The sequence below is a fragment of the Gulosibacter hominis genome (assembly GCF_904842695.1).
Classification (GTDB): domain Bacteria; phylum Actinomycetota; class Actinomycetes; order Actinomycetales; family Microbacteriaceae; genus Gulosibacter; species Gulosibacter hominis.
This window is the reverse complement of record NZ_CAJGWQ010000002.1, coordinates 39,478-60,757: the sequence shown is the minus strand read 5'-3', so window position 1 is coordinate 60,757 and position 21,280 is coordinate 39,478. Positions and strand designations below refer to the sequence as shown.

The window sequence follows — 21,280 nt, the reverse complement described above, 5'->3', positions numbered from 1 at the left end:
CGAAATTTCGGCGCTTTGGAACCGAGGAGACTTTTCAATATGGATTGGCGCGAGTCTGCTGCCTGCATGAATGCCGACCCCGAACTCTTCTTCCCCGTCGGCAACACCGGCCCAGCACTCGAGCAGATCGACGCCGCGAAGTCGGTGTGCGGACGCTGCCCGGTCACCGAACAGTGCCTGCAATACGCCTTGGAGACCAACCAAGACTCGGGCGTTTGGGGCGGGCTCTCTGAAGACGAACGCCGCGCCCTCAAACGGCGCGCTGCCCGCGCTCGCCGCGCATCCTAAGCAGTTTTGTAATCTGACTCGACCGCAACCGGTTTGCGGGCACGATTGAGCTGCGCCTCGCCTGGCTTGCCACTCCGCGCCGGTCAGGTTTCCCGGGCAGGTTCAGCCCTGCGAGCCAGTTTATTTTTCAGGGAAGGGACCATCGGCTCCCGGCACAACCGCCAGCTGCGCGGTCGTCGCCGAAACACCCCAGCGTCGCGGCACCCGAATCGCCACTGTAGTGCCCCCACCGGGCGTGGGGTTCCAGGCGATTGAGCCGCCCAGTTCACCCTCCACGAGCGTGCGCACAATCTGGGTGCCGAGCCCGTTACCGACGCCGGTTTCAGCCATCCCCTTACCGTTATCGATCACGTCGATCGAAAGCATCTCGTCGGTGCGTTCAACACGAACCACAACCCGACCCTCGGTTGCACCGGCATCGAGACCGTGCTCAACCGCATTGGTGACCAGCTCGGTGAGCGCCAGCGAAAGCGGCGTGGCATATTCACTCGGCACCGCCCCGAACGAGCCCTGCAGCTCGGGGCGAATAGTCTGCCCGCCCTCACCGGCTGCCACCTCGGTAGCGAGCTTCATCACCCGCAGGAACACCTCATCAAAATCAACCGATTGCGAAAATCCGCTCGAAAGGGTGTCGTGCACAACCGCGATCGATGACACTCGACGCATTGCCTGCAGCAGCGACTCACGGGCCTCGTCGCTGCGAACGCGACGCGCCTGGATGCGCAGCAGCGCGGCCACGGTCTGCAGGTTGTTTTTTACCCGGTGGTGAATTTCACGAATCGTCGCGTCTTTGGTGATGAGTTCCTGCTGCTGGTGACGAACATCGGTGGTGTCACGACACAGCACGATTGCACCGAGCCGCTGGCCGTCACGATGCAGGGGAATGGCACGCATCGTCACGGTCACGCCACCCGAGTCGACATCGGTCATCCAGGGCGCGCGACCGGTGACCACCAGCGGCAGCGCTTCATCGACCGAAACATGCCGCTTGTCATCAACCAGCAGCGAGGCTACGTCTGACAGCGCTTCGCCTTCGAGCTCGCCGCCGAATCCGAGCTTGTTCATCGCTGATAGCGCGTTGGCACTGGCGAAGGTGACCACGCCATCGGGGTTGAGTCGAATCAGACCATCGTGGGCGCGGGGCGCACCGCGGCGGGAAAACTCGGGAGCGTCCGGATCGGGAAACTCCCCCGCCTCAATCATGGCGAATAGGTCTTCGGCGCACTCCCGGAAGGTATGTTCTTGCCGGGTGAGGTGACGGCCGCTGAGCAAATTGGTGTGGCGCGTATAGATGGCGATCGGTCGTTCAGAACGCACCCGTTTACCGTCCACGCGACGCGACGAAAACACCGGGGTGACGGTGAGCTGAGTGGGAATCTCGTCAAACCAGTCGGGTTCGGTTGAACGAACCGTGCGGCCCTCTTCAAAGGCGCGGCGCACATCCGGCTCCCACTGCTCACGCATCTGCTGGCCGACAAGGTCGCGATAAAACAGCGTCGGGGCGCTGGACGGACGAACTTGACCGACTGCGGTGAAATTATCGTCACGGGTGTGCACCCACAGCACCAGGTCGGCGGTGGCGAGATCGGCGAGCAGCTGTGAGTCGGCAGACAGCAGCATCAGCCATTCGCGGTCGGCTTCGTCGAGTGCGCCGTGCCGCAGGAGGTGGTTTGACATGCTTGACACGCATGTCAGCTTATTTGACGGTTACTGAAGCTTCGGCGAGGGCCCGGACAGAACGCGCAAAACGTGACCGCGGCGCGGCCTCGAGCACCGAGACACCGGCAGCCAGAGCTCGCGCGATGGCTCGTTCATCATGTGGCAACAGCTGCACCGATTCAATACCCCCGAACCGTCGCAGCGCCTCACGCACCTGGTGGGCGGGTTCTCCTCCCGCGCCACCCTGCCGCACGCGATTGGCCACCGCAACCACCTCGGTGTTCGGCGAAAGGAGCTCGTGCAACTGCAGCCGGGCGCGCAAATAGCGAGAAACACCCACCGGCGATGCGTCAGCAACCGCCATCACAGTGTCGCTGTGCTCGAGCGTTGCAATCGTGGCCGCGTTACGTCGCGGGCCGACAAAATCGCTGGCAAGTTCTTCATCGGTTTCGAGATTAAAACCGACGTCAACCACCACCACATCGGCCATATTCCGGCAGTGTTCGAGGGTGGTCTGGATGCGGTCAGCGCGCAATTCTGGCCAGCGAGCGGGATTATTGAGGCCGCCAAGCACAAAAACCTGAGCTTCCCGCCCGACCCGTGTTGCGAGTCGTGACAGTTCGTTCGCATCCAATGAGCCGGCACCCGCGAGTCGGCAGGCTGCTGCAAGCCCGGGGGTGTTGTCGGTTATCCCCAATAGCGTGCCAATTGCGCCACCATAACTATCGGCGTCAACGAGCATGACTCGCTTACCCTGCTCAGCATGCGCGGCGGCCACATTGATGGCAATTGTTGACCTGCCCGGTGCCCCGTGCGGCCCCCACACCGCGATGACCCGACCTCGCGACGGCCGCGAAACCACTGGTAGAGCATCCCGGTGTTGCGGTGCCGGCTGATTGGTAACAGCTTCCGCGGTGGTGTTCTCGGCTTTTGCAACCGGATGCGCGGGCTCGGCGGCTGCGCCGGCACGCTCGCGCTGACGCAGCTCGCGTCGCGTGCGATGCCGGCCGGGTTTTGAACCGGATGGACTTGAGCCCGGGATCGTTTCAGAGGCGGATGCAGCAAGCTGGCCGTTTTCATCCAGCTGCAGTAGCGGCAGCTCATCCGCCTGGCCTCGCCCACGAGCACCGAGCAACTGCTCGACCCGCTGCCAATCAGCATCCGCATCCACCCGATCAATCACCCCGAGCGAGGTGGCTGTCTGTCGCTCGATCGTCGATGCCGTCACCGCGATTGTGCGCACGCCGCTGCGATCGCAGGCGCCGAGGCTGCGCGCGGTGAGTGTTTCTGATGTGGCCTGCACCACCGCAAGATCGGGGCGGTGCTGCTCGACCGCCGCGATCAACGCATCCGCACCCACCACTCGCTCCACAATTTCGTGGCCCGCGAAGACGATAGCTTCGAGCCACTGCGCCTCGATCTCAAAATCGAGTGCTAATACGATGCGTGCCACGCTTATGACTCCCCCTCGGCACCAAGTTGGGTAGCTGGCTCGCGATGCAGCGGCACCACATGCATCCTCGCCTCAGCGGTTGTGGCCGCCAGCACCTGCTGCAGCTGCGACTTCGGCACCCGCAGCTCGAGTTCCACCGTGTTTGTCCCCACGAGTCGATCTGATTCGAGTCGCCGCACCACGGTGGCATCCGGCACCACCACGCTCGGGTCGGCATATTCACCGGCCCGCTCCCCCGGCGGAGCCACCCACAGCTCAACGCGACTTCCTGCATCCACGCCCGATGGCGGTGAGCTGGTGAGTGTCACCACCACCGACGCGGTCGACTGATCGGCTGCACCCAGCGCACTCAGCGGGATGAGCTCGCCGGCACCCACAGCGCGAGTAATCACGATCGGCTCGCTGGGCAGCCGGTCGGGACCCAGGTAGAGGGGTGTCGTATCGTCCACGCGCACCTCGACCAGCGCCAAGCGCTCTTCGGTGAGCGGCTCACCCGGCGCGAGATTGTCGCTGGCAACATAAACGGTGCGGGTGTGATGCGAGGCCAGTACGATGCCGGCCACCGCCGCCATCGACACCACAACCAACAGGATGCCGATGATGAGTCGAGAGTCGATGCGCCGAGTGAGCGCGGGTTTAGCGGACATAGCGAATCCTTGCAGACAACAGCAGACGGTGTTGAGTGACGGGTCGATGTCACCCGGCAAGTCATCTTGCCGTGTCTGATAAGAACCATGAAAAGTTATCCACAGGGCAGCAAGTGTCGCTGGCAGCGGGAATAATGAAAGCATGACATCAAATGCGGCATCCCGCTTCGCGCGCTTTCTTTCGCTCGCGGATGTCGCCGATGTGCTCAATGTTGATATCAGCGTTGTGCGCGAGCTGGTCGAATCGAACGAGCTGGCGGCAATCCGTATTGGTGAGCACGGCCACTGGCGCGTCGAACCGCGCGCCCTCGACGACTACATCGCCGACCAATACGAGCGGCGCGAACGCGAATCGCGGTTCGCGCAGAGCGAGTTCACCGACATTCCCGAGCTGTTTGCCACGCCCGAGCAGTAGCGCAGTCAGTCGGCGTGGATGCGCACGAGCATGATGTCGTGCAGCGGCACGATCCGGGTTACCCGCACCGAGCGATTGCGGCGCACAGTTTCCGGGTCGTGCACGGCAATATCGAGATGGTCGCGGGCGACCCGGTCGATGGTGCCGGTGATTGCACCGGCCGGGGTTGACAGCTCACACACGGTTCGTCGACGGGCCAGATCGCGCAGGGCGATGTGGCTGCTCAACCGTTCGGTCACGCTCGGGCGGGCCGGCTGCGGTGCGAGCGAACGCTCCACCTGGTCGGGCGTGAGCAGCAGCGCCGCGACCCCGGCGATCGGCACCAAACACGCCCCGTAGCTGCCGCCGATACCTGCCAGTTCAGCACCAAACCAGTCAGCGCCAAACTCAACCGGAACGATATCGACGCGTTCATCCGTGTGCAATTGCAAGCCGATGTGCTCGCCGGGTCTTAGTCCGGCGGCAAGTGCGGCCAGTCGATCACGGACCGTGAGCCGGGCGATGCGGAGGCGCTCATCGTCGATTGCGGCCCGCTGCTCAGCCTCTTCGCGCTCTGCCGCGAACTGGTCGGCGAGGTCTTCAAAAAGGTGGTCCCATTGCACAGAAAAAGTGTGACCCATAACGGTATCGCATCCGCGAGTTATCCACAGTTTCTATTTTTTCGCCCCAAATTTGCTTCCTACGGTGAAAATCTCAGTGAGCTGCGCAACGCCGCCAGTTGATACCCACACGACGGAAGCCAACCATGCCCGCAACCAGTGCCGCGCCCGCATCACCCAACCAGTCAGTAACAGCATCCGCCCCGAGCCCCAACCGCCCTCGACTGACGGCGGTGACACACGATACCGCCAGCGAAACCACTGCCGGTGGCTATGCACTGAGCCGACAGCTCGACGACACCGGGCTTCCCAATCCGGATGCGCTGTTGCGAAATCTCGCCCGCAGCGTTGTCGAAATCATCGCCGGCGTGCGTGAGGTCGAGCAGGTCGCTCGATGGGTGTCGCCGGAGGTGTTTTCGAAGGTGCTGCAGCGTGCCCAGCACGCCAAACGCTCACGCGCACTGCGAGGTTTGGCCGTCCGCCGCCCCACCGTGCGGGCACGCGCATGCCTGTGGCAGTCGCCACGACCGGGCGTCGTAGAGGGCACCGTTGTGGTGGATATCGGGGCACGGGCGCGCGCGGTTGCGATCCGGCTCGAATCGTGGCGAGGCCGCTGGCGCGCCGAACGCATCCACGTGCTTTAGCGGCGCGAGGCGCTGCACTGCACCACAATCGCAATCAGAACCGGGCGATGCCGGTTCATTCGTCAAACAACCACTCGCGCGCGGGCTCAACCGCCACACCGTGCTCGCGCAAAAATGCCGCCGCATCCACCTCGCCATAGAACTGTTCAAGCGCCGCGGCACGCGAAGCGACCCACTCACTGAGCGCGGGTTCGGGACGGAATGACTCATACGGGTGGTTCGACACCCTGTGCCGCTCATTGATGGTGCGTGTGGCAAGCTCATCTGCCGCCAGCAGTGTCGCCGGCGAAGCGCCGAGCGCCCGCAGCAGCAAGCCGGTAACAAGACCAGTGCGGTCACGGCCCGCCGAACAGCACACCACGGTGCCGGGGCCGGCGTTCGCGATACGCGCCACTGCCGCGGCCACCCGGTCACCAAACAGCCGCAAATAGTCACGGTACTGGTTGGTGTGCATCATGTACGGCACCATCAGTTCGCGAAACTCGCTGTCATCAGGGTCTTCAATCGGCATCGACTCGTACCGCACCCCGGCAGCTTCGGCGCCGTTGATCGGTTCGCGCAGCTCACGCGGATCGCGCAGGTCGATTACGCGTCGTGCACCGTCAGCCGCCGCATCCTGCCACCCCTGTGGCAACCATGCCTCTGGCTTACCCGATCGAAACAGCACACCCCGGCGGATAGTTGCGTCACCCACCGGGGTGCCGGCAAGGTCGCGGGCGTTAAACGCGCCCGCCCACTGCCGCATGCCTACTTCTTTTCGCCGAATGCGCCGCGAGCGCCACGCGCCTTCTTGGTCTGCGCCTGCTCGCGAGCGAGATCGGCTGCCGAGCGGCCCTGGGATGCATCGCCCTTGCCGGGGTTGCCCGACTTGCGCTTGGCCTTGCCACGACTCTTAGCCGATTTGCCGGTCGACTTTGTGGCCTGCTTGGTCACTTCGCTCTCGGCATCGTTGCTGGTTGCCGCCGCCGATTGCATGGCCGAAGCCGTGCCCTGCACCATTTCGCGGCGCATCGCGTCCCGGGTGGCCTTTTCATTAACCGCGCCCTTACCGTCAGTGACTCGCACCTGGCCCGATTCGTCGGCGGCCGAGTAGTTCAGCTTCGCCTGCGGTTTCGGCTCGAGTCCCTTCGAGCGCATCACCAGGTGACGGCGAGTGTTGCCGTCGGCGTCTTCAACCTCGTTGACCTGAACATCAAGGTTCATGAGGAAGCCGACCGACTCTTCGCGCACCGCACCGAGCATCTGCTGGTACATCAAAAAGCCCTCACGCTGGTATTCAACCAGCGGGTTCTTCTGCGCCATGGCTCGCAGCCCGATACCGTCCTTGAGCGCATCCATTTCGTAGAGGTGGTCACGCCATTTGCGGTCGACAACCTGCAGCACCACGCGACGCTCGAGCTCGCGCATGACCTCTTCGCCGAGCTCCTCTTCGCGACGCTCATAGGCGATTTTTGCGTCGGCGTGCAGCTCTTCTTCGAGGCGTTCAACGCTGATCTGGTCGAGCCCGCCAGCATCCTCGATAATTTCGTCAACCGTCACCGACATCGGATACAGCTGGGAGAGCTCGGCCTGGAGCGTTTCAGTTTCCCAGTCATCCGGGGCGCCGGCACTGGTGTGCTCGGCAACGATCGCATCGATCGCGCCGGTGATGAATCCGCTCACCTTGTCGCGCAGATCGTCACCCTCGAGGATCGACTGGCGGTCGGAGTAGATGGCCTCGCGCTGCTCGTTCAGCACGATGTCGTACTTGAACACGTTTTTGCGGATCTCGGCATTACGAGCTTCGACGTGGGTCTGTGCCTGTCGAATCGATTTTGTTACCAGGCCCGACTCGATCGCCATCTCGTCGGGAATCGAGCTCGAAGCCATGAGTGCGCGGGCCGCACCAGTGTTGAACAGTCGCATCAGGTCGTCGTTCATCGACAGATAAAAACGTGATTCACCGGGGTCGCCCTGACGTCCCGCGCGACCGCGCAGCTGGTTGTCGATACGGCGCGATTCGTGACGTTCGGTGCCGAGCACATACAGGCCACCGAGTTCGGCAACCTCTTGTGCTTCGGCCTTGACCTCTTCTTCGACTCGGTCGAGCACCGAGGGCCAGGTGGCCTCGTACTCTTCCGAGTTTTCTTCGGGGTCGAGCCCGAGCGCCGCCATCTCGGCAACCGCGATGAACTCGGCGTTACCACCGAGCATGATGTCGGTACCACGACCGGCCATGTTCGTAGCCACAGTGACTGCGCCCTTACGCCCCGCCTGCGCCACAATCGCGGCCTCACGGGCGTGGTTCTTGGCGTTGAGCACCTCGTGCTTCACGCCGCGACGCGCGAGCAATTTCGAGAGATATTCGCTCTTTTCAACCGAGGTGGTACCCACCAGCACCGGCTGGCCAGCATCGTGTCGCTCGACAATGTCTTCAACCACCTGGTCAAACTTGACCACCTCGTTCTTGTAGACGAGGTCGGGCTGGTCGATGCGGATCATCGGCTTGTTGGTGGGAATTGGGATCACACCGACGTGATAGGTCGAGTTGAACTCGGCTGCCTCGGTTTCGGCGGTACCGGTCATACCCGAGAGCTTGTCGTACATGAGGAAGTAGTTCTGCAGCGTGACCGTGGCGAGCGTCTGGTTCTCGGCCTTGATCTGCACGTTTTCTTTTGCCTCGATTGCCTGGTGCAGGCCCTCGTTGTAGCGGCGGCCGGGCAGGATGCGGCCGGTGTGCTCATCAACGATGAGCACCTCGCCGTTCTGCACGACATATTCTTTGTCGCGGCGGAACAGTGCCTTCGCCTTAATGGCGTTGTTCAGGAATGAAATCAGCGGGGTGTTGGCCTGCTCATAGAGGTTGTCGATACCGAGCAGGTCTTCCACCTTGTCGATACCCGGTTCGAGCACACCCACCGTGCGCTTTTTTTCGTCGACCTCGTAGTCGCGGTCTTCTTTGAGTCGACGCGCGATCTTGGCGAACACCGAATACCAGTTGTTGGCCTCGCCTGATGCCGGACCCGAGATGATCAGTGGCGTGCGCGCCTCGTCGATCAAAATCGAGTCGACCTCGTCAACGATCACAAAGTGGTGGCCGCGCTGCACTCGTTCCTCAACCGAGGTGGCCATGTTGTCGCGCAGATAGTCGAAGCCAAACTCGTTGTTGGTGCCGTAGGTGATGTCGGCGGCATACTGCTCGCGGCGCTGTGCCGGCGACTGCCCGGTAACTACGCAGCCGGTGGTCATACCGAGGGCGCGATACACGCGCCCCATCAGCTCCGACTGGTACGAGGCGAGGAAGTCGTTCACGGTGACGACGTGCACGCCCTTACCGGGGATGGCGTTGAGGTAGGCGGCCAGGGTGGCGACGAGGGTCTTTCCCTCACCGGTTTTCATTTCGGCGATATTTCCGCCGTGAAGCGCAGCGCCACCCATGAGCTGCACGTCGTAGTGACGCTGGCCGAGCGTGCGGCCGGCTGCCTCACGCACCGCACCGAACGCCTCGGGCATGAGCGCATCGAGCGCATCTTGTTCGCTCTTACCGGCATCAATATCGGCCTGGTACCGCTCGCGGAAGTCGTCGGTGAGAGCGCGCAGCTCTTCATCGCTGAGATCCAGGTAGAGATCTTCGAGCTTATTTACCTGTTCGGCGATGCGCTCCAGACGCTTGAGCTGACGTCCCTCGCCGAAGCGAAGCATCTTCTCGAAAAAATTGGCCAAAGCCGACTCCTCAAAACGGTCTTGCTGCCACTCTTATTGGCATTTCGAGCCCGCGGGCCCGAAAGAACTTGCTCAATGGTACTCGTCTTGCGTTGCACAAAAGTTGACTGCGAACGCATTTGGCCGCAACTCCCCGGATGCGGAGCTGCGGCCAAGCGCGATATCAATGACTAGACGTCAGTCTGACCGTTCTCGTCGAGCGAGATCACACCGTAGTCCCAACCGCGGCGGCGGTACACCACGGCCGGACGCTGGTTTTTCGCCTCAATGAAGAGGTAGAAGTCGTGACCGAGCAGTTCCATGTGGTCAACCGCTTCTTCAGCGGTCATCTGCTTGGGTGCGAACACCTTCTCGCGGATTACCACGGGGCTGTAGTCATCTGCGGGGTACTGCTCGTCTTCGGCAGCCTCTTCTTGGTTGGATGCCACGCGACCGGCAACAATGTCGAGCACGCCGGTGTCAGCGGGCACAATGTCGAGACCGGCAAAATCTTCGGCCGATGCCTCGGTGAGGCTCTTACCGCGGTGGTCTTTGCGGCGGTCTTTCATGCGGCGAAGACGCTCAACCAGCTTGTCGAGGGCGATATCGAAGGCGGCATATTTGTCGCCACCCTCAGCTTCGGCTCGAACAGTGGGGAAGGGACCAAAGACCGTAATCTCTACCTTGCCCCGGTCAAGCTCATTACCAGCACGGTCGGTGCGTTTGCGAAGTTTCACTTCTACGGCCTGGGCCCGACCCGAAAGCTGCTGCACCTTTGCAGTAATTTTTTCTTCCGCGTAGTCCCGGAAGCGCTGGGGGATTTCGGTGTTACGGCCGGAGATGGTGATGTCCATCGCACCCTCCTCATCTTCGAGCGCGGGGCGCCAGGTCTGTGATTGGAGCATCCCCACGCGGGGTTGAATTGTCCTTCAATTATAGAAGATGGTTACTCGCCGTTTCCTTAGCGGTTGCCTAAACAAAGGCGTTCCGAGTTACGATTCCGGCTCAGCCGTACCGCTTCGCCACCCTCGCTATCGCCGCCACACCCAGCGGCTGACCGCCCGCCGCCCGTAGTGCTCGCACCGCTTCGCGAGCGGTCGCACCGGTGGTCACCAGATCGTCAATTACGATGCAATGCCGGTTTGCCACCGCGGGATGCGCCACCAGCGCCCCGTGCAGGTTTCGTTCACGAGCATCCCGCCCCAGCGTCGACTGGTCCTGCACCCGCCTCGCCGGGCGCAGCGCCCGCACAGTGTTTGCCCGCGGCAATGCCCGCTGTGCCAGCACTTGCAGATGGTCATAGCCGCGCCTGGCGGTGGCCGCACGCGCCGAAGGCACCGGCACCAAAAGCAGCTCGCCCGCACTCGCCAGCGACCACTGCTGATGCACGAGCGCGGCAATCGACTGCCGCAAAAACGGCGCGAGCACCGCCGCAGTGTCTACCCGACCGCGTTCTTTATAGGCATCCACGATGCGCTTCATCCGCTCGTCATAGGCGGCTGAAGTAACCAGCGGCAGCTCCGGCGCCAGCAGCTCGATCACCGGCGCCCCGGTGCCAAGCGCCTCACGGCACTGGGAACAAACATCGCGGTCGGGCTGCCCGCAGCCAGCGCAACGCACCGGGAAAAGCATCCCCAACGCATCCCGCGCGCTGTCTACCCAGCGCTGGCCGAACAATTCCCTACTCCTGCGCGAATAGGAAGCTCACGGTGGCCGCATTCGATCGCCACCCCGTGCCGTGGGATGCGTAGAGCGTGCCATTGCGGTCAATGATGCGCATCCCGGCAAGCGAATTCGAGCCCGCCACCTGCACCGCATCCTGAATGGTGCCGAGCGAAGTGAGCTCGCCGCCAACACGGTAAATACGCACATCGGTTGAGCCGTCGGGAACGTCGACCAGCATGGCGACCGTGTTCCGATCAACCCAGGCAACATCGGCCGCCGCCGCACCGGGCATTTTTAACAGCAGCGGTTCACCGAATCCAACCGGCGTGCCCGCTTCATCCCGCTGAATCGGTGAAATTGCCAACACGACCCGGTCATCGTCCTTGTAAAGGAAGGCCATCCGTACGCCATCGCGCGAGGGCTGGAACGAGATGAAATCATCCCGCACCCCTTCGGGAAGTGCAATCTCTTCAGAATATGTCTCGCCGATTTTGGTGACCCACAACCCCGGCTGCTCGGTCGACTGCGTCCACACATAGTCCCAGTTGTCGAGCGACGGCTCGATCTGGCCGGGTCGGGTGTCGATCAACTGCGGTTCGGTGTCGGCAAAACGCATCGCCAGCGTCGCATCCTTAGTGAGCAGCGCCGCGGTTTGTCGCGAAAGCGACAGCGCACCGCGAATCACCTTCTGATCAACCACCACCGACTCAACGTTTGCCGCGCCCTGGGGTTCACGCAACTCGGTGCCGTAGAGATAACCGACCTGCTGCCCCTGCGCCACCAGCGGTGCCGATTTCACTTCGGTTTCGAGCAACACACGGCCGGGCTGCGGCAGCTGGACATCAAGTTTGGCGCCATTGACACGGATTTCCACCGCTCCCACTTCGAGCACCGGTTTGAGGGTTTGCTCGAGTTGCAGCCGCACCAGGCTCAGCTGATCGGGCGGCATGTGTGAGATTTTATCGCTCAGATTCACGATCGCGGTATTACCGTCGGTGCGCACCGGTTCGAGCAGACGCACCTGGGCAGGAATTGCACTGCGCACCGCCCCACCCTGAGCCAACCACTGGTTCGGACCTTCGAGCAGCAGCTGGGTAGCGCGCGTAGCTTCGTCACGGTTTGTCATAACCCAGCGCAGGTCACCGGTGGTGTAGGTGAATTGGCTATCGAAATATTCGAGGGTCAGCGAGTGGAAAAGGTCAACAAACGCCTGCCGCTGCAGCACGATCGCGTCCGGTGCCTCTTGAATGCGCCACTCACCGTCGATCTGCGCCAGTTTAAATTGCAGGGTCACGCTCTTGGGTTGTACATAGAACGTGTAATTCCCGGCGGCGTCAACCTCACCGTAACTTTGCAGCGTCACCTCAACGAGGTTGGTGGCGAGTGTTTTCATGGATGCTTGGCCGCCGGCAACGATGGTGCGCTGCTCTGGACGCCATTGGTCGGCAGATTCGGAGGCGAGAAATTGGCGTGCCACCGCAAAATTATCCTGCACACCGGTACCAGCATCGAGGAAACCCTGCACGATTTCTTCGCGACTACCGCCGGTCAGCGGCCCGGCCGGGAAATAGCGCACGCCTTGTTCTCGGTCTTGTTCGACATGGCGAGCCAGCTCAACCGACCCCTCCATCGGGATCGACGCGCATCCCGCCAGCGCCACAGTGCCGGCGAGTGCGAGCGCAGCTAGACGCGAAACGCGTTTCATTGCGGATCTCCCTGATGGTCACTTGCGCCGGATGCTGGCGGCTCGCCGGCACTCGGGGTGTGGTTGCTGACTTCGGGCAGGTCGGGGTCGTCGACCGCCCCGATACGACGAACAACATATCCCCAGTAGCTGGGCGCCTGGAATGATTCAGCACCGGCGTCCTCGGGCTCGAGCGGCAGCGGAGACGAAACAATACTGTCGCCCGCCGTTCGCGGCAGCGTGAGTCGGAAATTTGAGCCCATTCCCGGTCTCGACCACACCTGCAGCCATCCGCCGTGCAGCTGCGCATCCTCCTGTGAAATAGCCAGGCCAAGACCTGATCCGCCCATGGTGCGCTTACGCGAGGGGTCGGCTCGCCAGAAGCGTTCAAACACGTGTTCGGCCTGGTTGGGCGCCATACCGAGGCCGTAGTCACGCACCGAGATGGCGACTGCAGTGGCGTTACTGTCGACAGTGATGACGATGGGTCGCCCCTCACTGTGCTCGATGGCATTGGCGATGAGGTTGCGCACCACGCGAGTGATGCGCCGCTCGTCAAACTCGGCCTCGACCAACCGTTCGGGTTCGAGGAAGATGAGTTCCACGCCGTGATCGAGCGCTACCTGGCTCATCGAGCCGATGACATCATCAGCGATCGCACCGAGGCTGTTCGGTTTACGAAGCATTTCGACGGCACCGGCGTCATAGCGGCTAATTTCAAGCAGATCATTGAGCAGCAGTTCAAAGCGGCCGATCTGGTCGTGCAAAAGTTCAGCGGAACGCGCGAACGCCTTGTCGAATTCGTCGCGCCGGGCATACACGATACCGCCGGCGAGGCGAATAGTGGTGAGCGGGGTTCGCAGCTCGTGCGACACATCCGAAACGAACCGCTGCTGCACCTTCGATAGATGTTCGAGCTGCTCAATTTGACGCTGCAGGTTGTCGGCCATCTGGTTGAACGAGCGAGCGAGCACCCCGAGATCGTCTTCACCACGCACCGGTACCCGCTGGCCCAGCTCACCATCCGCAAGTTTGAGACTGGCTCGCGCTGCGGTGCGGATGGGGCGGATCACCGCGCGAGTAATCCCACCGACGATCACCGCCACCAGCAACACCAGGATGACCATCGAAACCACGAGGGTGCGCTGCACAAAATCGAGGGTTTGTTGTGAGCCTTCGAGCGAGTAGACCAGGTAATACTCGAACATACCCACTGTTGGGACGTTGACCCCGGTTCCGACGATCACTCCGGGAATGTCGCCTTCACCCTCACGGCCGGGGAGCGCCACCGATTGATAGTGCAGATTCTCGCTATCTCCGCGCACTGCAGTGCGAAGTTCGTCGGTGATGAGTTCGGCCACTTGCACGTCTGAGGCGATGTTTTGCAGGCCAACTGAGCTGCTGGTTTGGGGCGCCCGATAGAACGCGTATCCGCGCGAGTTTGCGGCCTGTTCGGATGCGGTCTGTAGCGCCTGTTGACGCAGCGAGGTCAACACGGTCTCGTCGCTTTCAGCGCCGGCAGCGAACGCTGCCCGGGCGGCGGTTCCAGCGCGATCGGCTTCACTGACGATCTCGCTCACACGCGAGCTGTAGAGGTCTCGTGCGATAGCGTGTCCCATCACCAGACCGACGACGAGCACGGTCAGCGTGGTCAGCCCCACAGCCACGAGGGTGACCCGATACGGCAGCGAGGTGCGCCAGAGAAAACGCATATTCGCGAGGATCCCGGTGGGACGCAGCCAGCTTCCGGGCAGTGGCTCGCCCCGCAGCGACCGGTTTGACTCTTCGCGAAGCGTACTGGTGTCGAGCTTGACCCGCACCAGTTCCGTGGATGTGCCGGTCACGCGGGTGTGTGTCCCGCCCGGTACCCAACCCCGCGCACCGTGGTGACGATCTTCGGCTGATCCGGGTCGAGCTCAACCTTCGAGCGCAGCCGCTGCACGTGCACGTTCACCAAGCGAGTATCGGATTTGTACTGGTATCCCCACACCTGTTCGAGCAGCTCTTCGCGAGTGAACACCTTCTGTGGTTTCGAAGCGAGGGTCAGCAGCAGGTCAAATTCGAGCGGCGTGAGGTTAATCGGTTCGTCACCGCGCAGCACCTCGTGGGCGGCCACGTTCATGGTGATATCGCCCACCCGGATCAGCTCCGGGCTCTCCGATTGGCTGCCCCGCAGCCGCGTCTTAATTCGAGCTACGAGCTCTTTCGGGTTGAAAGGTTTGACGATGTAGTCGTCCGCACCAACCTCAAGGCCCCGCACGATGTCGGTGGTGTCAGCTTTAGCGGTGAGCATAATGATGGGCACACCCGATTCGGCACGGATGCGCTTGCAGATTTCGATGCCGTCCATCCCCGGCAGCATCACGTCGAGGAGCACCAGGTCGGGGTCGACCTCGCGGAATTTGGCAAGCGCTGCGGCGCCGTCGGCGCAGTAGTCGGGGTCGTATCCTTCCGACTCGAGCACGATGCCGATCATTTCTGCCAGTGGAGTGTCGTCGTCGACCACCAGAATGCGCTCGGCCATGAAACCTCCTATTGAGTCGGCTGCCTGTTCAGTCGGCGGCGCACCACGTCACGCTGCCAATAATCTGCCTCCAATGTTAGCTGTGGAGTTTTCGAGATTGGGGGAAGCTACTGTGCAACCATTGCCGTGTGAACCAATTCGACCAGGGAACGAACTTGCCACCGACCCCACCGCCGCCGCAGTTCAACGCTTATGGCAGTTCTGCGAGCTGGGACACCGGGTCGGCGCAGATGGGGCCTACTGGCTGGGTGGCAGCGCCGGCACCGGGGCTTTTCCCGCTGCGGCCGCTCAATTTTGGTGAGGTTCTCGGCACAACATTTAAGCTGTTGCGCACCAATGCCGCGGTTTCGGTTGGTTCGGGGCTGATCATTAATGCGGTCACCTCGCTGCTGATGATCGCGGGCCCGCTGCTGACGGTGATCTGGGCGGCCGATCGGCTGGCACGAGCAGGCGGTGAAGACGGGCTCGCCATTGCGCTGGGATTTCCGTTCTGGTTGCTGCTTTCGATGGTTCCGGGCTTCATCATCGGCCTGCTCGGTTCAGCACTACTGCAGGTGATCATCGCCCAGGTGGTTGCCGCAGCCGCGGTCAATCGCCCGCTCAGTTTCGGTCAAGCGTGGCGCCGAGCTACAAAGCGGATGTGGGCCATGATCGGCTACATCCTGCTGATGGGGCTCATCCAGCTCGGTATCGTGCTGGTTGCCGGTGGACTTGGCGCGCTACTGGTGTTTTGGTCGTTTTCTTCATCAGCCGGCGGCGATCCGAACGTCGGTGTCATTGTGTCGGTCATCGTCTTGATGTTTGTCATCATCTTGGCGCTGACCGCCGCCCTGTCTTTTTTCCAGATCAAGCTGCTGTTTGGCCCGTCAGCAATCGCGCTTGAAAATCTCGGCCCGGGTGCCGCGTTGAAGCGCAGCTGGCGACTGTCTAATAAATACTTTTGGCGCACACTGGGAACAGTGCTGGTACTCGGGATCATCATTAGCGTGGTCACGCAGGTGATCGGTCTGCTGGGTTCGGTGTTCGTACCACTGTTCACGCAGCTGCTCGTGCCGTTCGGCGATGCTGCCAGCGGCCAAGAGCCGGTGGTCACCGGCCTGGCCATTTTTGCGTCAATCGTTATGGTGGTGTTTTCGACGCTGGTGAGCACGCTGACACTCATTTTGACTAGCGGTAACGCGGTAATTATGTATGCCGATTTGCGGATGCGAAAAGAGGGGCTCAACATCCATCTGCAGCGCACCGCCGAACAGGTCGCCGCCGGAGAGCCGGTTGATCCAGAGCCCTGGACGGCACCGGACCTCGGGCCGGCTCCCGAACCCGCTCAGCCGGCATACACGGGCCCGCAATCGGGCTATCCGGCACCACCATATCCGCAGCCCTACCCTGGCCAGCCATATTCGGGCCAGCCGCACCCTGGTCAGCCGTACCCTGGTCAGTCATACGCTGGCCCGCAGTATCCGAGCCAGACATACCCTGACCCGCAATACCCGAGCCAGTCATACTCTGCCCCGCAATACCCGAGCCAGCAATTTTCGAATCAACCGTATGCGAGCCAGCCAGCTGCCCCGCAGCCCGGCCCCGCTCCGCAGTACGACCAGCCCGTGTCCCCCTACGGTTCACCCCAGCCGTCGGGGAATGCGGATACTGACCGCACCACAGGTACGGATGCGGGTAGCGGCGACACTAGAAACACGGGTCAATCATCTTGATTTTTTTCGCCGTCACCCCACCGCTTATGCCCGACGAGCCCGAGGCTCGCGACTGGGTGCTGCAAGAGCTGAGCAAACAGGAATATCAGCAGGCAAAACCAAACTTCATTGAAGAATTTTTCGCCTGGTTGTGGGAACAGCTCGCAAACCTCGTTATGGACGGCGGCTTCAAAGGCAGCGGCATCAACCCCTGGGCGATTGTGCTGCTGGTGCTCTTGATCGCGCTCATCGCCGGGCTCGTGCTGCTGGGGCGGCCCCGCGCAATCGCTCGACGTGCGGCGAAACCCGGTGCGGTATTCCTCGAGGATGACCCGCGCTCGGCCATCGAGCTCCGGCAAGCGGCCGAGGCAGCCGCATCCCAAAATGACTGGAGCCTCGCAATCGCCGAACGATTCCGTGCCATCTCACGCGCACTGAGCGACCGCACCCTGATCGCCCTGCGCCCCGGCACCACCGCGCAGGGTGTGGCCGCTGCCGCCGTACGCGTGTTTCCTGCTGAGGCGGGCGAGCTCCACCGCGCAGCCGACCGCTTCGACGAGGTGCGCTATCTCGGCGTCGCCGGCACCCGCACGGGCTATGAGGCACTGCGGGCGCTTGATGAGCGGCTCGAATCATCCCGGCCCAAAATCGCCGAGCTTGCCGCAACGAACACCACTCCAGCGGGGGCACCGTGACACCCACCACAGCAACGACATCGCCCCCACCCAGCCAAACCAGCTCGGTCGAGCAGGTCAATCCCGTCGAACCAAATGCCACACTCTCGCCAACACCGCGCCAGTGGTGGCGGAAGTCATCCGCCTGGATCTATATCGGTATTGGGCTCGTAGTACTCACCCTCGTGACGGTGCTGATCCGAGGCGCTCAGGTCAGCAGCGCCGACGGCATCCCCCTCAGCCCCGATTCGCCGCGCCCCAGCGGCACCAAAGCGCTCGTATCGGTGCTGCAAGACCACGGCGTCAGCGTGCAACAAACCGACTCGCTCGACGACACCGAAGACGCCGTCTCACCCCAAACAACACTCGTGGTGTCTGACACCTCGACGCTGCTCGATAGCGACGATTGGGAACGCATCCGGCAGCTCAATGTCGACCATCTCATCGTGCTCTCGCCCAACTACACCGGCCGGCAATGGGTGAAAGATGTGGCACAGGTGGCCGGCGCCCAAGAGTCCGATCCCGAGCAGTCGCTGCCGGCCGGTAGCGACTGTGGAGATCTCGGCAGCCGCGCCCCGCGCATCTCGACCACTTCCGGCAGTGAATATTCACCCACAGGGGATGCCCACGGTTGCTACCGCGGTGAAAATGGCTACGCACTCGTGACCGGCAGCGGCGACGGCGCCGCCACAAAAGTGACCGTGATCGGGCAGCCGCTCGTACTCACCAACGGCAACATCGCCAGCCACGCCAACGCGGCGATGGCCATCAACGTGCTCGGCGAAAACCCCCACCTGGTCTGGTACGTCCCGAGCCTGAAAGACCTTCCCGAACAGACCGCGCGTTCAGCCTATGTGCCGCAGTGGCAGCTACCGGCAATAATCCTGCTAATAATTGCCGGCATCACCGCCTGCCTGGCATACGGTCGCCGTTTTGGCCCGCTGGTCGCCGAACGACTACCGGTCGCGGTGCCCGCTAACGAAACTATCGAGGGACGCGCCCGACTCTACGGCCAGGCAGGCGCCCACATCCACGCACTTGACGCCATCCGAATCGGCACCCTCGACCGCATTGCCGACCTCGCCGGAATCGGCCGCAACACCAGTGCCGAAGCCGTCGCCGACGCCTGCGCCGCGCTTGCCCATGTTCCCCGCGACCATGCGCACGCTGTGCTGATCACCCGCATCCCCGAAAACGCCGGCGAGATGGTCGATCTCGCCAATGCCTGCGCCGAGCTCGAACGTCGTGTGCGCGCCGCCGTGGGCCGTGAATCCAAGCATCGCGGCAATACTGCTTCCGAAACCCCCACCACTTTTGCCCCACTTCGAGAGCGAAGGAACCCAGATGACCGATTCAATTCGTAATCAACTCGCGCAGGTACGCGCCGAAGTCGGTAAGGCCGTCGTCGGCCAGGACGAAGCCGTGGATGGCCTGCTGGTGGCACTACTCGCCGGCGGGCACGTGCTCCTCGAAGGTGTGCCCGGCACCGCCAAAACCCTGCTGGTGCGAACCCTCAGCCAGGCGCTCAGCCTCGACACCAAGCGAGTGCAGTTCACCCCCGACCTGATGCCCGGGGATGTCACCGGCTCGCTCGTGTACGACAACCGCACCGGCGAATTCGAGTTTCGTGAAGGGCCGGTATTTACCAACCTGCTGCTCGCCGACGAAATCAACCGCACCCCGCCCAAAACCCAGTCGTCACTGCTCGAGGCGATGGAAGAGCGGCAGGTGTCGGCCGACGGTGTCACCCGACCACTGCCCGAACCATTCATGGTTGCCGCCACCATGAACCCGATCGAATTTGAGGGCACCTATTCGCTTCCAGAGGCGCAGCTTGACCGCTTCCTCATGAAGCTCGTGCTCGATCTGCCCCCGCGCGACGCCGAGTTTGAGGTGCTGCGCCGTCACGCCGCCGGTTTTTCGCCGCGCGATCTCAACACCGCCGGAGTGCGGGCCGTGATTGGCCGCGACGAAATTTTGCAGGCGCAGCGGGCCTCGCAGCAGGTGCAGGCCAGCCCCGAAATCCTCGCCTATATGGTCGATCTCGCCCGCGCCACTCGACAATCACCGTCGGTGCGAATGGGCGTATCACCGCGTGGTGCCACCATGCTGCTGCGCGCGGCGAAGGCCCTCGCCTATCTGCACGGCTACCCGGCGGTGACGCCCGACCACATCCAGCACCTGGTGCAGCCGGTGTGGCGACACCGCGTCGCGCTCGAGCCCGAGGCCGAGCTCGAGGGAGTCTCGGCTGACTCGGTGCTCGCGTCGATCATGCAGCAGGTGCGGGTGCCGGTCTAGTGGCAATCAGTCCTCTCTACGCGGCGCTACTGCTCGTTGGCATCATCCCGCTGGTGATATTCGGGGATGCACCGAGCAGCGCTTTTGGCACCCTCGGCGCGGTGCTCGGTTGCTGGCTGCTGCTCGGCATCATCGACCTGAGCTTGGCAGCACCGGCACGAAAAGTGCGCATTGAACGCGAACTTCCCGGCCGAGTGCGGCTCGGCGAACCGGTTGAGTCGCGCGTGCTGATCACCAATCTGGGGCGCGGGATGCACGCCCAGTTCCGTGATCTGTGGGAACCGTCGGCCGGGGCGGGCAGGATGCGTGATCGTGTCGTCATCCCTGCCGGCGAGCGTCGAGCGCTCACGCACACGCTGCATCCGTGGCGTCGCGGCGACCGCACCACCGCGGGCGTGGTGATCCGGTCATGGGGACCCCTGCATCTGCTGGCGCGACAGGCCACCATCAGTGCACCGGGCCGGGTAAGGGTGCTGCCGCCATTCAATTCGCGCCGGCACCTGCCGTCGCGGGTGATGCGGCTGCGCGAACTTGACGGCGCCACCACCCTGCAGGTGCGCGGCCAGGGCACCGAATTCGACTCGCTGCGCGACTATGTGCGCGGCGACGATGTGCGGTCGATCGACTGGCGTGCAACCGCCCGTAAACAAGACCTCGTGGTGCGCACCTGGCGACCCGAACGCGACCGGCAGGTCATTATTGTCATCGACACCGGACGCGCGGCGGCCGCCCGCATCGGCGACGAAACCCGCCTCGACACCGCAATCGAAGCATCCCTGCTGCTGGCCGCGCTGGCCAGCCAAGCCGGCGACCGGGTGTCGCTGATCGCCTACGACCGCCGGGTGCGGGCACGGGTGCACGATGCCAGCGGTGCCACACTGCTATCAAAAATGGTTGAGTCGATGGCGACCGTCGAACCCGAGCTCATCGAAACCGCGTGGAACGATATTCCCCGGCTGGTGCGCGAATTCACCACGCAGCGGGCACTCGTGGTGCTGCTCACCACTGCCGAGCACGCCGCCGCATCGCGGCCGCTGCTCGAAATGCTGCCCGACATCACCCGAAAGCACCTCGTGGTGGTCGCTTCGGCAAGCGACCCGAGCGTGGCAGAACTGGTGACCACGTTGGGCGATCGTGAACAGGTGCTGCGGGCCGCGGCTGCCGAACGGGCAACTCTGGATGCACGGCGAGTTGAGCGGGCAATTACCCAGTCGGGCGCGGTGCCAATTTCAGCACCGCCACTGGATCTGCCACCCCTACTGGCGGATAAGTACCTCGAACTGAAGAAGGCCGGGCGGCTGTAGGAAAACAGGAGCCCCGGGTGCGTGTCAAAACAGAGGCATCACCGGGGCGTTCAT

The 21,280-nt window shown here is 62.8% G+C and carries 19 protein-coding genes; 8 read left to right on the top strand and 11 right to left on the bottom strand.

Annotated elements, in window-relative coordinates; genetic code table 11:
* Positions 1-39: 39 nt before the first annotated feature.
* Positions 40-288, top strand: coding sequence for a WhiB family transcriptional regulator (locus JMV54_RS02555; protein ID WP_201517340.1), 249 nt, complete (start codon positions 40-42; stop codon positions 286-288).
* A gap of 120 nt (positions 289-408) precedes the next feature.
* On the opposite strand, the gene JMV54_RS02550 is transcribed toward JMV54_RS02555, so the two are convergent.
* Genes JMV54_RS02550 through JMV54_RS02540 form a run of 3 tightly spaced genes read right to left on the bottom strand, consistent with a single transcriptional unit; the run spans position 409 to position 4,047 of the window.
* On the bottom strand, positions 409-1,974 hold the full coding sequence (locus tag JMV54_RS02550) for a sensor histidine kinase (RefSeq protein WP_201517339.1): 1,566 nt from the start codon (positions 1,972-1,974) through the stop codon (positions 409-411).
* Between the two features lie 10 nt (positions 1,975-1,984).
* The gene (locus tag JMV54_RS02545) at positions 1,985-3,400 is read right to left on the bottom strand and encodes a CpaE/TadZ family protein (protein WP_201517338.1); all 1,416 of its coding nucleotides are present in this window, start codon (positions 3,398-3,400) and stop codon (positions 1,985-1,987) included.
* Positions 3,401-3,402: 2 nt separating this feature from the next.
* Complete coding sequence (locus JMV54_RS02540) at positions 3,403-4,047, bottom strand: hypothetical protein (RefSeq protein WP_201517337.1); 645 nt, start codon at positions 4,045-4,047, stop codon at positions 3,403-3,405.
* 142 nt (positions 4,048-4,189) lie between these two features.
* Here JMV54_RS02540 and JMV54_RS02535 point away from each other — a divergent pair, with 142 nt between their 5' ends.
* Positions 4,190-4,462, top strand: coding sequence for a helix-turn-helix domain-containing protein (locus JMV54_RS02535; RefSeq protein ID WP_201517336.1), 273 nt, complete (start codon positions 4,190-4,192; stop codon positions 4,460-4,462).
* Positions 4,463-4,467: 5 nt separating this feature from the next.
* On the opposite strand, the gene JMV54_RS02530 is transcribed toward JMV54_RS02535, so the two are convergent.
* On the bottom strand, positions 4,468-5,064 hold the full coding sequence (locus tag JMV54_RS02530; protein ID WP_201517335.1) for a hypothetical protein: 597 nt from the start codon (positions 5,062-5,064) through the stop codon (positions 4,468-4,470).
* 143 nt (positions 5,065-5,207) lie between these two features.
* Between JMV54_RS02530 and JMV54_RS02525 the strand changes: the two genes are divergently transcribed.
* Complete coding sequence (locus JMV54_RS02525; RefSeq protein ID WP_201517334.1) at positions 5,208-5,705, top strand: Rv3235 family protein; 498 nt, start codon at positions 5,208-5,210, stop codon at positions 5,703-5,705.
* A gap of 55 nt (positions 5,706-5,760) precedes the next feature.
* Here the strand turns inward: JMV54_RS02525 and JMV54_RS02520 are convergent, their stop codons facing one another.
* The 7 genes from JMV54_RS02520 to mtrA form a co-directional block, all read right to left on the bottom strand.
* Positions 5,761-6,450 carry a tyrosine-protein phosphatase gene (locus JMV54_RS02520; RefSeq protein ID WP_201517333.1) on the bottom strand — a complete coding sequence of 230 codons (690 nt, stop codon included), beginning with the start codon at positions 6,448-6,450 and terminating at the stop codon, positions 5,761-5,763.
* A 2-nt stretch (positions 6,451-6,452) separates the two neighbouring features.
* A complete protein-coding gene (secA, locus tag JMV54_RS02515; protein ID WP_201517332.1) occupies positions 6,453-9,407 on the bottom strand; it encodes a preprotein translocase subunit SecA in 2,955 nt (984 codons plus the stop codon).
* Between the two features lie 170 nt (positions 9,408-9,577).
* The gene (gene hpf, locus JMV54_RS02510) at positions 9,578-10,291 is read right to left on the bottom strand and encodes a ribosome hibernation-promoting factor, HPF/YfiA family (protein ID WP_338085372.1); all 714 of its coding nucleotides are present in this window, start codon (positions 10,289-10,291) and stop codon (positions 9,578-9,580) included.
* 100 nt (positions 10,292-10,391) lie between these two features.
* Positions 10,392-11,063, bottom strand: a complete 672-nt coding sequence (locus JMV54_RS02505; protein ID WP_201517331.1) for a ComF family protein — start codon at positions 11,061-11,063, stop codon at positions 10,392-10,394.
* A gap of 4 nt (positions 11,064-11,067) precedes the next feature.
* Complete coding sequence (locus JMV54_RS02500) at positions 11,068-12,756, bottom strand: LpqB family beta-propeller domain-containing protein (protein WP_201517330.1); 1,689 nt, start codon at positions 12,754-12,756, stop codon at positions 11,068-11,070.
* Positions 12,753-14,447: an MtrAB system histidine kinase MtrB gene (gene mtrB / locus JMV54_RS02495; protein ID WP_201517469.1), complete on the bottom strand. Its 1,695-nt coding sequence runs from the start codon at positions 14,445-14,447 to the stop codon at positions 12,753-12,755. Before mtrB ends, JMV54_RS02500 begins: the two co-directional genes overlap by 4 nt.
* 128 nt (positions 14,448-14,575) lie before the next feature.
* Positions 14,576-15,259, bottom strand: coding sequence for an MtrAB system response regulator MtrA (gene mtrA, locus JMV54_RS02490; RefSeq protein WP_201517329.1), 684 nt, complete (start codon positions 15,257-15,259; stop codon positions 14,576-14,578).
* 128 nt (positions 15,260-15,387) lie between these two features.
* On the opposite strand from mtrA, the gene JMV54_RS02485 reads away from it, so the two are divergent.
* The 5 genes from JMV54_RS02485 to JMV54_RS02465 are packed head-to-tail and all read left to right on the top strand — an operon-like array spanning position 15,388 to position 21,226.
* Positions 15,388-16,971 carry a DUF7847 domain-containing protein gene (locus JMV54_RS02485; RefSeq protein ID WP_201517328.1) on the top strand — a complete coding sequence of 528 codons (1,584 nt, stop codon included), beginning with the start codon at positions 15,388-15,390 and terminating at the stop codon, positions 16,969-16,971.
* 26 nt (positions 16,972-16,997) lie between these two features.
* On the top strand, positions 16,998-17,645 hold the full coding sequence (locus tag JMV54_RS02480; protein ID WP_201517327.1) for a DUF4129 domain-containing protein: 648 nt from the start codon (positions 16,998-17,000) through the stop codon (positions 17,643-17,645).
* On the top strand, positions 17,642-18,988 hold the full coding sequence (locus tag JMV54_RS02475) for a DUF4350 domain-containing protein (protein WP_201517326.1): 1,347 nt from the start codon (positions 17,642-17,644) through the stop codon (positions 18,986-18,988). The genes JMV54_RS02480 and JMV54_RS02475 overlap by 4 nt, the downstream gene beginning before the upstream one ends.
* Positions 18,969-19,922 (top strand): AAA family ATPase, encoded by a 954-nt coding sequence (locus tag JMV54_RS02470; protein ID WP_201517325.1) that lies wholly within the window; start codon positions 18,969-18,971, stop codon positions 19,920-19,922. The genes JMV54_RS02475 and JMV54_RS02470 overlap by 20 nt, the downstream gene beginning before the upstream one ends.
* Complete coding sequence (locus tag JMV54_RS02465) at positions 19,922-21,226, top strand: DUF58 domain-containing protein (RefSeq protein WP_201517324.1); 1,305 nt, start codon at positions 19,922-19,924, stop codon at positions 21,224-21,226. The genes JMV54_RS02470 and JMV54_RS02465 overlap by 1 nt, the downstream gene beginning before the upstream one ends.
* Positions 21,227-21,280: the final 54 nt, after the last annotated feature.

What these genes read in the sequence shown, in the direction of transcription:
- JMV54_RS02535 (WP_201517336.1), top strand. Translation starts at nt 4,190, where the DNA reads ATGACATCAAATGCGGCATCCCGCTTCGCGCGCTTTCTTTCGCTCGCG.
- JMV54_RS02540 (WP_201517337.1), bottom strand. Translation starts at nt 4,047, where the DNA reads ATGTCCGCTAAACCCGCGCTCACTCGGCGCATCGACTCTCGACTCATC.
- mtrA (WP_201517329.1), bottom strand. Translation starts at nt 15,259, where the DNA reads ATGGCCGAGCGCATTCTGGTGGTCGACGACGACACTCCACTGGCAGAA.
- JMV54_RS02525 (WP_201517334.1), top strand. Translation starts at nt 5,208, where the DNA reads ATGCCCGCAACCAGTGCCGCGCCCGCATCACCCAACCAGTCAGTAACA.
- mtrB (WP_201517469.1), bottom strand. Translation starts at nt 14,447, where the DNA reads ATGCGTTTTCTCTGGCGCACCTCGCTGCCGTATCGGGTCACCCTCGTG.
- JMV54_RS02470 (WP_201517325.1), top strand. Translation starts at nt 18,969, where the DNA reads ATGACCGATTCAATTCGTAATCAACTCGCGCAGGTACGCGCCGAAGTC.
- JMV54_RS02520 (WP_201517333.1), bottom strand. Translation starts at nt 6,450, where the DNA reads ATGCGGCAGTGGGCGGGCGCGTTTAACGCCCGCGACCTTGCCGGCACC.
- JMV54_RS02555 (WP_201517340.1), top strand. Translation starts at nt 40, where the DNA reads ATGGATTGGCGCGAGTCTGCTGCCTGCATGAATGCCGACCCCGAACTC.
- JMV54_RS02480 (WP_201517327.1), top strand. Translation starts at nt 16,998, where the DNA reads ATGCCCGACGAGCCCGAGGCTCGCGACTGGGTGCTGCAAGAGCTGAGC.
- JMV54_RS02500 (WP_201517330.1), bottom strand. Translation starts at nt 12,756, where the DNA reads ATGAAACGCGTTTCGCGTCTAGCTGCGCTCGCACTCGCCGGCACTGTG.
- hpf (WP_338085372.1), bottom strand. Translation starts at nt 10,291, where the DNA reads ATGCTCCAATCACAGACCTGGCGCCCCGCGCTCGAAGATGAGGAGGGT.